The following is a 13215-nucleotide window of genomic DNA, read 5'->3' on the forward strand; positions in this document are numbered from 1 at the left end:
CTCTGGATACGTATAGTGGTGGCTCAGTGAGATATTGTAGTCGCCCTCACGTCTAGGAGACTCGCGTGAATCTGAACGAACCCGCCGCATCTCAGTTCGCGGTGTACGGTCCGACCTTCCTTGACGTTGTCATGGGCCCCCTCGACGGTCCTCCGATCCCCGGGCGCGAGGCCTGGGTGGAGGGAGCGCTCATGTGCGCGGGAGGCGCGGCGAACCAGGCGATTGCGCTGGCTCGCCTGGGTACGCCGGTACGCCTGCACAGCCGCGTGGGCGTCGATCAGATGGGTGTGTTCGTCGATGAGATGCTCGCGCGCGAGGGCGTGGACACCTCCTCGTGCGAGCGCGTGGGCGATCAAAACGTCACCGTCTCCCTGTCCTTCGACGGCGACCGGGCGATGACGACGCGCGGGACGACCGCGCTGCCACGCTTGGGAGGCGACGCGCCGGGGTGCCTGCTCGCGGACGTGCGGGGAATCAGTGCGAACAGCGAGGTCGTGTCCTCCTGGCGCGAGCGCGGGACATGGGTGCTGGCGGATACGGCCTGGGACGAGGCCGGGGCCTGGGACAAGGCGGACCTGGAGGCCTTGCGCCTGGCGGACGTGTGCACGCCCAACGAGGAGGAGGCGCTCGCCTACGCGCGCACGCAGAGCGTGGAGGATGCCGCCCGGTGGTTCGCGTCGTTTGGGTGCGACTGCGTGGTCACCTGCGGCAAGAACGGCGTGATTGCGTGCGTCGACGGCCAGATCCTGCGCGTTCCTGCACCGGACGTGAACGCGGTGGATACGACGGGCGCGGGGGACGTCTTCTCGGCGGCGCTGGCCTGGGCGCGCCGAGCTCGCCGCATGCCGTGGCCCGAGGCGCTCGCCCTCGCCTGTGCGGCCGCCGCACACTCCACGCAGGGGATCGGCGGATCCTCCTCGGCACCCTACGCAGCCGACCTCCCGGGTGCGTGAGGAGCCCAACCGGGCCCCTGCCTCGTCACGGGGCCAAATCCCGGTACGATAGGCGCATGACCGATTCTTCTTCCACGCCCACGCAAGCACCCGCAGACGACACCCCCGAGCAGGTCAAGGTTCGCGCGGCCAAGCGCGCGCGCCTCATGGAGGCCGGCATCCCCGCCTACCCCGTGCGCCTGCCGATCACGACCACCATCAAGGAGGTGCGTGAGAAGTACGCGCACCTCGAGGCCGGAGAAGAAACCGAGGATTACGTGGGCCTGGCGGGCCGCGTCATCCTCGCGCGTAACGGCGGCAAGCTGTGCTTCGCGACCCTCATGGACGGTGAGGGCAACAAGATTCAGGTCATGCTCTCCGCCGCTTCCGTCGGCGCCGAGTCCCTGGCCGCCTACAAGAACGACGTCGACCTGGGCGATCACCTCTTCGTCCACGGCCGCGTGATCTCCTCGCGCCGCGGCGAGCTGTCGATCTTCGCGACCCCCGCCGAGGTCACGCCCGAGGCCCAGGCCGCCTACGACGCCGCGCCCACGGCGCTGCCCGCCCCCGACGCCTCGTGGGCCATCGCCTCCAAGGCGATCCGCCCCCTGCCCAAGACCTGGACCACCGAGGACGGCGAAGAGATCACCCTGTCCGAGGACCAGCGCATCCGCCGCCGCGAGCTTGACCTGATCACGCGCCCCGCCGCGCGCGACATGATCCGTATCCGCGCGGCCGTCAACCGTTCGATCCGCGAGAACTTCTTCCGCCGCGACTACATCGAGCTCGAGACCCCGATGCTGCAGATGATCCACGGCGGCGCGGCGGCTCGTCCCTTCACGACGCACATGAATGCGCTCGACACCGAGCTCTACCTGCGCATCGCGACGGAGATCTACCTCAAGCGTGCGGTCGTCGGCGGCGTGGACCGCGTCTTCGAGATGAACCGCAACTTCCGCAACGAGGGCATGGACTCCTCCCACAGCCCCGAGTTCACGTCCCTGGAGGCCTACGAGGCCTACTCGGACTACAACGGCATGGCCGAGCTGACCCGCGACCTCATCCAGCAGGCCGCGCGCGACGCCTTCGACCTGTCCGAGGGTGAGGAAATCGTGCGCCTGGCCGACGGCACCGAGTACGACCTGTCGGGCGAGTGGGATCGCATCGACCTGTACGGCTCCACCTCTGAGGCCCTGGGCGAGGAGATCACGGTGGAGACGCCGCGCGAGACCCTCGTCAAGTACGCCGAGCGCATCGGCCTGGAGGTCGACGACTACGCGGTCTCCGGCAAGATCGTCGAAGACATCTTCGAGGAGCTCGTCGCCTCCAAGCTGTGGGCGCCGACCTTCGTCTATGACTTCCCGGAGGACACCTCTCCGCTCACCCGCTACCACCGGTCGCGCCCCGGCCTGACCGAAAAGTGGGACCTGTACGTGCGCGGCTTCGAGACGGGCACCGCCTACTCCGAGCTGGCCGACCCGGTCGTCCAGCGCGAGCGCTTCGAGGCGCAGGCCCTCGCGGCTGCCAACGGTGACCCCGAGGCCATGGTCATGGACGAGGACTTCCTCGTCGCCATGGAGCAGGGCTTCCCGCCGTGCGGCGGCATGGGCATGGGCATCGACCGCCTGCTGATGGTGCTGACCGGCCAGGGCATCCGCGAGACGATTCCGTTCCCGCTGGTCAAGCGCCTGGGCTGACCTTGGACGAGAGAGGGCCCCGGCCTCGTTCCCATCATGGACGAGGTCGGGGCCCTTTCGCGCGTTCGTGCCCTCGCCGGTTTAGATGAAGGAGCGTCGGGACGACATGCGTGTGTGGACGAGGTCGAGGAGCTCGTGCGCGGCACCGTCGTCGAGGACGAGGTCGGTGGCGACCCCCGCGCGCAGAGCGCCCAGCAGCGGGAGGGCTTTGGAGGCACCGGAGACAACGCACAGTCGGCGCGGGATCTTCTTGAGCGTGGATGGGCACGGGCCGGACGCGCGCTCGTTGAGGTGCATGTTCGTGGAGCCGTCCTCGCGGATGAGGACGGTGCATACGTCGCCGACGACCCCGTCGTTTTGTGCTGCCGCGATCTCGTTGGGGTCGAGGAATCCGCCTGAGTAGACGTGGGAGGGCAGGCGCGCGGACATCGATCCGACGCCGAAGAGGGCGACATCCGCGCTGTCGATCGTGTTGAGGACCGACTGAACGGAGCGTTCGCGCCAGAGCGCTTCTTTGGTGTCCGCGTAGTCGAAGAATGCGGGCACGGGGAAGTTGACGATGCGTCCGCCGATGGCCTTCGCAGCGCGGGCGATGATGGCCTCGGCGTAGGGCATGCCGGACTCGGTGGCGGTCGCTGCGCCGTTGAGCTGGACGACGGTTGAACCGGGGAAGGATACGTGGGGCATTGCGCGGGTGACCTCCGCGGTCGTGTTGCCCCAGGCGATGCCGAGAGTGACGCCGGGGAAGAGCATATCCACAAGGTGTTCGGCGGCGACGAGTGCAACGTTGTGTAGGCGATTGACTTCGGTGTGCACGTCGTGGACGGGGACGACGGAGACCTGCACACCGAACAGGTCTGCGATCTGGCCGGCGAGAGTGCCTTTGAGTCCGGGGGATGCGGAAACGGAAATGCGTACGAGGCCGACCTCCCGCGCGTGGGCGAGAAGTCGCGAGACCGAGGATCGCGATATCTGCAGGTGGCGGGCGATTGTTTCCATCGTCTGCCCCTGGAGGTAGTACATCGAGGCGGCCTCGTGAGCCTGTTCGTCACGTATTGTCACGTTTTCTAGTGTGCCATGCACAGGCGTGCAGATGTGTGATTTTGGAGATCAGAGCGAGTGTCGGACAATCTGGAACAATGCGTGGCAGATGACCAGGGTCACACCTGTAGGTCTGCACGGATGTGCACTCAGTTTGGGCTAACGTGCATCAAGTGCCATACTGTGATGTGACCCGCGAACCATATCCGAGTGGGTACTGTTCGACGGTACACAGTTAGCGGTGGTACAACACCGGTGACCCGGTGCGAAGACGCGCCGGAGAAAGATAGGGAAACATGCTCACAACACTGCTCCCGGCAGCCGCCGATGCGGCTGTCCCTACCACGGGCCAGATTTTCTGGTCTGAGTTCCTCGGCACTGCCGTCCTCCTGCTCCTCGGTGGTGGCGTCGTCGCCACGAACCTGCTGCCCAAGTCCAAGGGCAAGGACGGCGGCTGGCTGCTCATCAACTGGGGATGGGGCCTGGCGGTCTTCGCCGGCGTCTACGTTGCGTTCCGCACCGGTGGCCACCTGAATCCCGCGGTGACGATCGCCAAGGTCGTCGCCCACATGTTCGACTCCAACGTCACCCTGGCGGGTGACATTCCCGTCACCGGCACCAATGTTGCGGTCTACATCGTCGCCCAGTTCCTCGGCGCCTTCGTCGGCGCGGTCCTGTGCTGGCTGACCTTCAAGAAGCACTTCGACGAGGATTGCGACCCCGCCCTCAAGCTGGGCGTCTTCTCCACCGGCCCCGAGATCCGCTCCTACGGTTGGAACTGCCTCACTGAGGCCATCGGCACTGCCGTCCTGGTCCTGTGGATCTTCGTCTCCGGCTACACCGAGACCCACGTCGGCCCCCTCGGCGTCGCGCTGATTATCGTTGTCATCGGTAACTCGCTCGGTGGCCCCACCGGTTACGCCATCAACCCGGCCCGTGACCTTGGCCCGCGTATTGCTCACGCGATCCTGCCGATCAAGGGCAAGGGTGGCTCCGACTGGGGCTACTCCTGGGTTCCCGTCGTCGGCCCGATCATCGGCGCCATCGTCGGCACCGTTCTCTACTACCTCATTCTCGCCTGAGAGTGAGTGCGCGGGCGAGGCCACTGGGGCCTCGCCCGCGTGAAACCCCACCGCCGGGGTGACATTTTCTGGGACTGGGAAGTCCCAACAGCCGCGCAGGTGGCTAGGCGCGGCATACACAACGACGTGACAACGCCACCGAAAGGACACTCATGACCACCGAAAAGTTCGTTCTCGCCATTGACCAGGGCACCACTTCGACCCGCGCGATTATCTTCAACCACGCTGGTGAAATCGTTTCCGTCGGCCAGAAGGAATTCACGCAGATCTTCCCGAACCCGGGCTGGGTCGAGCACAACCCCATCGAGATCTGGGACACCACTCGTACCGTCGTCGCGGAGGCCCTGCAGAAGGCGGAGATCAACCGCCACAACCTGGCCGCCGTGGGCATCACCAACCAGCGCGAGACCACCGTCGTGTGGGATAAGAACACCGGCGAGCCCGTGTACAACGCGATCGTCTGGCAGGACATGCGTACCTCCGACATCGTCAAGGAGCTTGAGGGCGACGAGGGTCCGGATCGTTTCCGTCAGATCTGCGGCCTGGGCCTGTCCCCCTACTTCTCTGGCTCGAAGATCAAGTGGATCCTGGACAACGTCGAGGGCGCTCGCGAGCGCGCCGAGGCTGGCGACCTCTACTTCGGCAACACCGACTCCTGGGTCCTGTGGAACCTGACGGGCGGCGTCAACGGCGGCGTGCACTGCACCGACGTCACCAATGCCTCGCGCACCATGCTCATGGACATTCGCACCCTTTCCTGGCGTGAGGACGTCTGCGAGATCTTCGGCATCCCGATGTCGATGCTCCCCGAGATCAAGTCCTCCTCCGAGATCTACGGCTACGGCCGCAAGAACGGCCTGCTCATCGACACCCCGATCGCGGGCATCCTCGGCGACCAGCAGGCGGCCACCTTCGGCCAGGCCTGCTTCGAGAAGGGCATGGCGAAGAACACCTACGGCACCGGCTGCTTCATGCTCATGAACACCGGCACGGAGCCCGTCTTCTCCGACAATGGCCTGCTCACCACGGTGGCCTACAAGATCGGCGAGCAGCCGGCCGTGTATGCCCTCGAAGGCTCGATCGCCGTCGCCGGTTCGCTGGTTCAGTGGCTGCGCGACAACCTCGGCATGATCGTCAAGTCCTCGGACATCGGCGAGTTGGCCAGCACGGTCGAGGACAACGGCGGCGTCTACTTCGTTCCTGCCTTCTCCGGCCTGTTCGCCCCCTACTGGCGTTCGGACGCTCGCGGCGCGATTGTGGGCCTGACCCGTTACGTCAACAAGGGCCACATCGCCCGCGCCGTCGAGGAGTCGACCGCGTTCCAGAGCGCCGAGGTCCTCGACGCGATGAACGCCGACGCTGGTGTGCCGCTCAAGGAGCTCAAGGTTGACGGCGGCATGACGCACGACGACCTGGTCATGCAGTTCCAGGCCGACCTGTGCGGTGTCGACGTCGTTCGCCCGAAGGTCATCGAGACGACCGCTCTGGGTGCCGCCTACGCTGCCGGTATGGCCGTGGGCTACTGGTCGGGCACCGACGACGTCGTGGCCAACTGGCAGGAAGGTAAGCGCTGGACGCCCTCCATGGAGCCCGCCGAGCGCGACCGCACCTACCGCCTGTGGAAGAAGGCCGTGACGCGTACGCTCGACTGGGTCGACGACGACGTGAAGTGATTGTCACTCCATAGACAGTGACGAGGCCGGGGCTGCGTGAAGCGGTCCCGGCCTCGTCGCGCGCGGGAGCGGCGCGTTAGAACGTCTCGAATGAGACGCGTGCGCCCCCGGCCTGGATGATGCGCGAAATGTCGCGGACTATGCGGGCGGAGCAGCACACGTAGTACGTGGCCTCAGGATCGATGCCCTCCGCGTTCAGGTAGTCGGTGATACGCCCGTGAAACGTGCCGGACGCCGCCTCGCGGCTGACGCATCGAATGAGCTGGGGAAGCGGTGTACCGACTCTGCCTGTCAGGTCGTCTTCCATCCGTGAGCATCCGACGATGAGTATGTCCTCGTCGCGCCTGCCAGCCTCGAACGCTGCGAGGAATGGGGCGATGCCCGTGCCGGTCGCGATGAAAATGCGCTGGCGTGGTGCCTCGGCATCGCTCGTGCCCTGGCCTGTCGCGACGAGCCAGTGGCCGTAGGGCAGCTCAAGGTCGACGTCGTCGCCGGGTGCGATGGTGCTCGCCCAGGAGGCGCCCATGCCCTTCGTGCGCACGTCAACGAGGAGCCTGACGGTGCGCCCAGGGGTTGATGCGAGCGAGTAAGGTCGCCATTCGAATGGGGCGACCCGAACGAGTGCGTACTGGCCTGCCTCCCACGTCGCGCATTCCGGTAGCTCAAGTGTGATGTCGCGTGTGGTGGGAGTGAGCCAGCGAGAGCGTTGTACTGTCGCCCGATGGCGCCTCGCCCCGGCGGTGCGTTCAGCCGTCGTGTTGTGGGAGGGTGCGGCGTGATCCCGGGTGGGGACCTGATCGCGCAGTGCGCGCATGATACGGGGGTATCCTGCGGGCCCCAGGACCCTGCAAGCCGTGGACATGCCAGCCAGGGCGGAGCCCACGATTCCGGGCATTCCGGCGTCCTGTCCGGTCAGGTAGAGGCCGTTGATGGGGGTCGAGGGGGAGGCAAGGTCCGCGGTGAAACGTTCAGGCGTGAGAGGTAGTCCGTAGAAGCATCCGCCCTCGTGTGACGTGAAGTGTTCGATCGTGAGTGGGGTGCCGACCTCGACGGAGCGCACGGCGTCTTTCAGGCCTGGTATGGCCGTGTCCGCGAGGTCGATGAGTCCGCGTGCCATCGCCGACGTCAGGTGTTCGTAGTCCTCCCCGCGCATCCCCGGCCTCGTCCCCGACCATCGTTCGAAGGCCTCCGGCTGGGCGAAGGACACGATCTCTACCGTCGCGTGGCGATCTCCGGATTTGATTCCCGGAAATGAGACGAAGGCTGATTGTGGGTGTCCCTGGCACAGGCCCTCGGTCATCTGCTCCAGGTCGTCGGGTCCTGGGGACGTATTCACCCAGACGTTCGACCCGTCCACGCCGGCAGGGTAGTGGTCGAGCGTGAGGTAGACGGTCACCGCGGAGCCTCCGTGCCCGAGGCGGGCGATCGTGTCGCGGACACGTGCAGTGAGCGCGCCGACCGGACCGGTCGTTGGCAGGAGCCGGGTGTAGGTTTCGCGCGCGCCGACGCCGGAGATCACGATGGGAGAGTGCTCCTCGTAGCAGACCGGGGTGGGACCGCTGCGATCAGTGACGCGCACACCCACTGCTCGCCCGTTGTTGATGAGGATGTCGTCGACGTCCTGGCACAGGCGAATCTCACCTCCGGTTGCGCGGATCCGCTCCTCGATCATGCGCGCGATCTGCCCGCTTCCGCCGCGGGGGAACCACGCGCCGTCCATGTAGTGGCACACGATCATCGCGTGGGCGACGAACGCGCTGCGAGCGGGCTCGACCCCGTAGTCGCCCCAATGCGTGGTGAGGAGGGCGCGCAGGGCCGGGTCGCGGAAGCGGCGCTCCATGTAGTGCTCTGTCCGTTCCAGGGCACATCCTGTCCGCAGGCGGAGCGCGAGGTGAATGGCAGGGGATGCAAGTGGTGGGACCATCTCGGCCATGTAGCGCAGCGACATCCACGAATAGGCGCGCGTCACGTCCCGGCAGTAGCGTCGAATGGCTCTCTTCTCGCGTGGAAACAGGGAGATCAGGAGGCGCTGGTACTCCTCGATACTGGATGGGATTGTGACGGTCAGGCCGTAGCCGGGCAGGACGAAACGGTCGTAGCCTGACGGCATTCGATTCCATGTGAGTGCGCCGCCGGTGAGGTAGTCGAAGAGCTGGCGTGGGCGGGATCCGGGGTGCATGTCGCCGACGTAGTGCAGCCCGACGTCCCAGGAAGCGCCCATCCGACGGAATGAGTGGGTGAGGCCGCCTGGGGTGCAGTGTTTTTCGAGGACGAGCACGCGCGCTCCTGCGACTCCGGCAAGGAGGCCGGCTGTCGTCAGCGAGCCGATGCCCGAGCCGATAACGATCGCGTCATACATGGAAACTCCCAAAACTAGACAGTGTCTACTTATGACAACATGCCCGATAGACACTGTCAAGTCTGACTGCTGTCTCGGCTACACTGAGTCCATGACGCGCTCTACGACATCCGAGGGGCTGCGCGAGGCAATCCTCGCGATCAGCCGTGATCTCCTCAATGAGGGTGGGCCCTCTTCGCTCTCCATGCGCGAAGTTGCTCGTCGTGCGGGCTGCACGCACCAAGCTCCCTACCACCACTTCCAGGGGCGCGAAGGGATCCTCGTGGCGCTTGTCGAGGAGGGCTACCGCTCCCTCGAACGGGCACTGCGTGAGGCCAGGGAGCGTAGTGATGGGGCATCACCGCAGGACGTGACGCGAGCCGCCGGGCACGCCTACCTGTCGTGCGCGCTGGCAAATCCCGGCGTCTTTCGGATCATGTTCCGATCAGACATGTACGACGCCGAGGCGCACCCGGGGCTGAGGCAAGCCAGCCTGGCCGCGCGCTCCCAGCTGCGTTCGTTGGCGCAGACCGCCTATGGAACCGACGACCCCCACGCGGAAGTGACCCTGTGGGCATACATTCACGGCCTTGCCACTCTCGTCCTTGATGGGCCGCCCGCCCTCGGCAGCGGGCAGGACGCGCAGTGCTTCGCTCGCCAAGCCATCGAATCCCCCTTCTTTATCGATGGGGTGATGGGAGCATAACGGGCTTTGTCGAGATGGGGAGGATTGTCTAGGACCCAAGGCCGCATCGGTCCAGACAATCGTCGGTTACTCTAATTCCATGGAAAATCCTAATAATCAAACGACATACCTCGTCGTAGATGGCGAGAATATTGACGCGACGCTGGGCCTTTCTGTCCTTGACCGTCGCCCAAATCCCGAGGAGCGCCCCCGCTGGGATCGTGTCCTCGAGAGCGCGCACGGCCGCTGGAGCCAGAAGGCCAAGGGCCTGTTCTTCCTCAACGGTTCGTCCGGCTTCCTGCCGATGGGTTTCGTCCAGGCGCTCACGGCCATGGACTACTCGGTGATTCCCCTGTCGGGTCCCGCCGAGATGAAGGTCGTCGACGTCGGCCTCCAGCGCACCATGGACGCGATCGCGCAGCTCGGTACCGGCGACGTCATCCTGGCCAGCCACGACGCCGACTTCCTACCCCAGATCGAGACCCTCCTCGACCAGGGCCGCCGCGTCGCGGTCATGTGCTTCAAGGAATTCCTCTCCTCCCAGCTCCACGAGCTGGAGGAACGAGGCCTGGAAATCATCGACCTCGAATACGATGTGCATGCCTTCCAGGTGCGCCTGCCCAGGCTCCACATCATCGACATCGACGACTTCGATCCGATGGCCTTCCTGTAAGCCTGAGAGACGCGCGACGCGCAGCGCAGAGATACCAAACGAGCCGGGCGGCCCCTTGCGGGGCCGCCCGGCCTTAGTCTAGGTGCGGCTTGGCCGCTCCTCTCACTCCTCCGACTTGCCCTTGAGGGCAGCCAGACGGGCCTCGATCTCGAGCTGCGAGGAGTCGGTCTCGAGCTCCGCGAACTGGGCGTCCAGGGAGGAGGCGGCCAGCTCGATCTTGCCCTGGGCGAGGGCCTCCTGGCGGCGCACACGGTCCTCGAAACGGCCGAGCTCGCTCGTGGGATCCAGGATGTTGATGGAGCCGAGGGCGTCCGTGACCTGGGCCTGCGCCTTGGCGGTCTTCTCGCGGGCGATCAGCTGGTCGCGGCGCGTCTTGAGCTCGGCGAGCTTGTCCTTCATCTGGGCGAGGCCGCGCTTGAGGCGCTCGGCGACGTCGCGCTGGGCCTGGAGCGAGGGCTCCTCGGCCTTGATCTCGTTCTCGAACTGGATCTGCTTGCCGAGGGCGACCTTGGCCAGGTCGTCCCACTTCTTGGCACCAGCTTCGTCGCCGGCGGCGCGCAGGGAGTCGCCCTTGGCGGAGGCGGCGGCGGCCTTCTGGCCCCAATCGGCGGCAGCCTTGACGTCCTCCTCGTAGTCCTTCTCGGCCAGGCGCAGGTTGCCCAGGGTCTGGGCGATCGCGTTCTCGGCCTCGATGATCGAGTTGGTGTAGTCGCGAACCAGCTGATCGATCATCTTCTCCGGATCCTCGGCCTTGTCGAGGAGCGCGTTGATGTTCGCCTTGGCGAGCTGGGCGATGCGGCCCATGATCGTCTGCTTTTCGGCCATGATGTTCTCCTTTGTGGGGTGGTGCGCATGTGCGCGGGTTGTGCGCGAGGAGAGAGCCTCGCAGGTCTAGGTGGGTGGACTACAGCGAGTCCGAACCGGATGGTGGACCGGTACGTGTCGGGGAGGGCATCGTCGTCACGGTGCGCGCATCATGGTGCGCGCGTGCCCGAGGGCCTCGAATCCGTGGCACGCGATCCTCCTTGGTGAGTGGCGAACAGATAAAAATACATGATTGCGGATCGTGATGTCCACATAATCGTGTACGGTCTGTCACATTATGTTGGTCTGTGATGAGTGTATACGACGATCAGGTACGGGTGACACTTGCGCCTGCACCGACGGGGGTAAGCATTGGGTCGTCGAACGCCTCCTCTAGTGTCGCCCTGGTGCCGCAATCGCGCGCTCAGCGAGCGTCGTGGCGCGCGAGGCCGCTGCGCTTGCCTGCAGGGGATCTTCGTCGAGGGCTTCGCGTGCCGCAGTCACTGCTTGCTCGGCTTCGCGCATCAGCTTGTTGACGTCGAACAGGGCCGACCCTTCGTGCCTGTTCAAGTGCTCGCGAGCCCGGGTCAGGGCAGCATCGGCATTGCGGATGTCGCGCTCGGCGGTCTCGCGTGCCCTGCGCTGCGCGCCATCCTGAGTCGTCAGAGGGGCGAGCACCGCTTCCAGCCGGAGTTCCACATCGCGGAGGCTTTCAAGCGCGCCGAGGGGGTCCTCGTCGCTGACCAGCGCCTGCTGGCCGCAGGCGATGGCGGCCTCCGCCTCGTCCAGAAGGGGGCCGAAGGAAGCGGCGGCGGAATCGAGGTGCTTCGCATCCGAGAGGGACTGAGACACGGATCCGATGGAAGCGGCGAGTTTCTCGCGGAATGTATCGAGGTCGGTCTTGGCGGAGAAGATGGCATCCGTCTGCGCGTTTGCCATGGACAGCGCGCGCTGAGCGGTATCCAGCGCCGAGGCAGTGCGGGTGGGATCGGTGTCGAGATGCGCCTTGGCCGTCTCCAACGCTGCACGAGCGGACTCGAGCAACGCAGCGGCGCGCTCCGGATTGTCCTGGAGGGAAGCGAGCATGGAACCGGGATAGAGACCCGCGATGCTCGTCAGCTCTTCCTTCGCGCGCTCCAGGTCAGCGAGTTCCTCGACGAGGCGCTCACGGGCATCGGCGACCTGGGCGGGGAGCGATAGCCGCTTCTCGCTCTGTGCGGCGAACTCCTGGCGAGCATCCTGGAGTGGCGGAAGGTTCTTGTCGAGATCCGCCGTGATTGTCGAGGCGAGGCGTCGCTTAGCGTGAGCGTCTGGGGTGCGCTCTATCTGTTCGTAGGTGTCGAAGCCGCGTGCAATAGCGTCCTTTGCCGCCTCGAGGCGGTGCCCGAACTGTTCGGTCGCAGCGCTACCGAATTGCGCGCGAGCGTAGTTCCAGTCCTCTTCCGCGGCGCGCACCTGCTCCTCGGCCTCCGAGAGGCGCCGCCTGGCCTCCGTAGCGGCCCTCAGGGCGTCGCGCCGCACGGTGTCCACGATCGGGGTGTATTCCTCGGTCTCTGGGGTGCGATACGTGGTCTCAGTAGCGGGTTCATCGTCTCCGTTCAATTTCCGCACCCACACCCACACGTTGGAGACAATGGCGATCACAACGACCGCAGAAATGAGGATGTTAGCGCCGCGTTTCCTCTTCTTTTCTTCCTTCTCTCTTTCTTCCCTCGCCTTTTTCTCTTGTTCCTGGCGCTTGCGGTGGCTGGCAGCTAGATCCGCGCTGATGTCATATGAGCTGCGCAGGTCGCGAATGAAGGCCTCGGCACCTGCCGCTGCCTCTTCGGGGGGCAATGGCGTTGTTTTGTACTTGCGATGGGCGGCACTGAGCGCGCTGTCCATCATCATCCTGGTGCTGTAATCCGACATCTCCCGAGCCATTTTCGCGTCCGTGCAGAACGCATCCGTGCCGTCCTCGTAGGAAACAACGTAGAGGATGCCTTTTTCGCCTGTGCGTGATTGCTTGAGGGTAGCCTTGCACCAATCGGACGGTTTCTGACCCGAGAAGTTGGGGACCACGACGACGTCGATGATCGTGTTGTACGTGCTGTAGAACGACTGCGCGGGAGACTCGATCGTCGCGCGTTGCTCGTCGCTCAGGAAAGAGTCCGGATCGGTGATGTGTCCGTCTGTGGTGAGGGGCTCGGTTGCGAACGCGGGCGCGCCGCCGACGAGCAGTGCTACCGCCATGATGGCGACGAGGCCGAGGCGTCGGATCCGTGACACGTTACCCTCCTGTTCGTTGGTG

The 13215-nt window shown here is 65.4% G+C and carries 10 protein-coding genes; 6 read left to right on the forward strand and 4 right to left on the reverse strand.

Annotated elements, in window-relative coordinates; all coding sequences use genetic code 11:
- Nucleotides 1–65 precede the first annotated feature (65 nt).
- Nucleotides 66–953, forward strand: a complete 888-nt coding sequence (locus QP415_RS01400) for a carbohydrate kinase family protein (RefSeq protein ID WP_285098149.1) — start codon at nt 66–68, stop codon at nt 951–953.
- A gap of 56 nt (nt 954–1009) precedes the next feature.
- Complete coding sequence (locus tag QP415_RS01405; RefSeq protein ID WP_285098151.1) at nt 1010–2629, forward strand: lysine--tRNA ligase; 1620 nt, start codon at nt 1010–1012, stop codon at nt 2627–2629.
- Nucleotides 2630–2710: 81 nt separating this feature from the next.
- Here the strand turns inward: QP415_RS01405 and QP415_RS01410 are convergent, their stop codons facing one another.
- Entirely contained in the window at nt 2711–3652 is a 942-nt protein-coding gene (locus tag QP415_RS01410; protein ID WP_016460393.1) for a sugar-binding transcriptional regulator, read from the reverse strand.
- A gap of 314 nt (nt 3653–3966) precedes the next feature.
- On the opposite strand from QP415_RS01410, the gene QP415_RS01415 reads away from it, so the two are divergent.
- Both QP415_RS01415 and glpK read left to right on the forward strand, forming a co-directional pair.
- Nucleotides 3967–4752, forward strand: a complete 786-nt coding sequence (locus QP415_RS01415) for an MIP/aquaporin family protein (RefSeq protein WP_285098152.1) — start codon at nt 3967–3969, stop codon at nt 4750–4752.
- Nucleotides 4753–4904: 152 nt separating this feature from the next.
- Nucleotides 4905–6425, forward strand: a complete 1521-nt coding sequence (glpK, locus tag QP415_RS01420) for a glycerol kinase GlpK (protein ID WP_016460391.1) — start codon at nt 4905–4907, stop codon at nt 6423–6425.
- A gap of 76 nt (nt 6426–6501) precedes the next feature.
- On the opposite strand, the gene QP415_RS01425 is transcribed toward glpK, so the two are convergent.
- Nucleotides 6502–8784: an FAD-dependent oxidoreductase gene (locus QP415_RS01425; RefSeq protein ID WP_285098154.1), complete on the reverse strand. Its 2283-nt coding sequence runs from the start codon at nt 8782–8784 to the stop codon at nt 6502–6504.
- Nucleotides 8785–8875: 91 nt separating this feature from the next.
- On the opposite strand from QP415_RS01425, the gene QP415_RS01430 reads away from it, so the two are divergent.
- Together QP415_RS01430 and QP415_RS01435 are read left to right on the forward strand one after the other, a co-directional pair.
- Nucleotides 8876–9469 carry a TetR/AcrR family transcriptional regulator gene (locus QP415_RS01430; RefSeq protein WP_285098156.1) on the forward strand — a complete coding sequence of 198 codons (594 nt, stop codon included), beginning with the start codon at nt 8876–8878 and terminating at the stop codon, nt 9467–9469.
- 79 nt (nt 9470–9548) lie between these two features.
- On the forward strand, nt 9549–10121 hold the full coding sequence (locus tag QP415_RS01435) for an NYN domain-containing protein (protein WP_016460388.1): 573 nt from the start codon (nt 9549–9551) through the stop codon (nt 10119–10121).
- 102 nt (nt 10122–10223) lie between these two features.
- Here the strand turns inward: QP415_RS01435 and QP415_RS01440 are convergent, their stop codons facing one another.
- Nucleotides 10224–10946 carry a PspA/IM30 family protein gene (locus QP415_RS01440; protein ID WP_016460387.1) on the reverse strand — a complete coding sequence of 241 codons (723 nt, stop codon included), beginning with the start codon at nt 10944–10946 and terminating at the stop codon, nt 10224–10226.
- A 372-nt stretch (nt 10947–11318) separates the two neighbouring features.
- Entirely contained in the window at nt 11319–13193 is a 1875-nt protein-coding gene (locus QP415_RS01445; RefSeq protein WP_285098159.1) for a TPM domain-containing protein, read from the reverse strand.
- Between the last annotated feature and the right edge of the window lie 22 nt (nt 13194–13215).

The sequence above is a fragment of the Pauljensenia sp. UMB3104 genome, from assembly GCF_030217285.1.
Lineage (GTDB): Bacteria > Actinomycetota > Actinomycetes > Actinomycetales > Actinomycetaceae > Pauljensenia.

Excerpts from the sequence above, each read along its gene's own strand:
- QP415_RS01410 (WP_016460393.1), bottom strand. The coding sequence starts at position 3,652 with ATGTACTACCTCCAGGGGCAGACGATGGAAACAATCGCCCGCCACCTG.
- QP415_RS01440 (WP_016460387.1), bottom strand. The coding sequence starts at position 10,946 with ATGGCCGAAAAGCAGACGATCATGGGCCGCATCGCCCAGCTCGCCAAG.
- QP415_RS01430 (WP_285098156.1), top strand. The coding sequence starts at position 8,876 with ATGACGCGCTCTACGACATCCGAGGGGCTGCGCGAGGCAATCCTCGCG.
- QP415_RS01425 (WP_285098154.1), bottom strand. The coding sequence starts at position 8,784 with ATGTATGACGCGATCGTTATCGGCTCGGGCATCGGCTCGCTGACGACA.
- glpK (WP_016460391.1), top strand. The coding sequence starts at position 4,905 with ATGACCACCGAAAAGTTCGTTCTCGCCATTGACCAGGGCACCACTTCG.
- QP415_RS01435 (WP_016460388.1), top strand. The coding sequence starts at position 9,549 with ATGGAAAATCCTAATAATCAAACGACATACCTCGTCGTAGATGGCGAG.
- QP415_RS01415 (WP_285098152.1), top strand. The coding sequence starts at position 3,967 with ATGCTCACAACACTGCTCCCGGCAGCCGCCGATGCGGCTGTCCCTACC.
- QP415_RS01405 (WP_285098151.1), top strand. The coding sequence starts at position 1,010 with ATGACCGATTCTTCTTCCACGCCCACGCAAGCACCCGCAGACGACACC.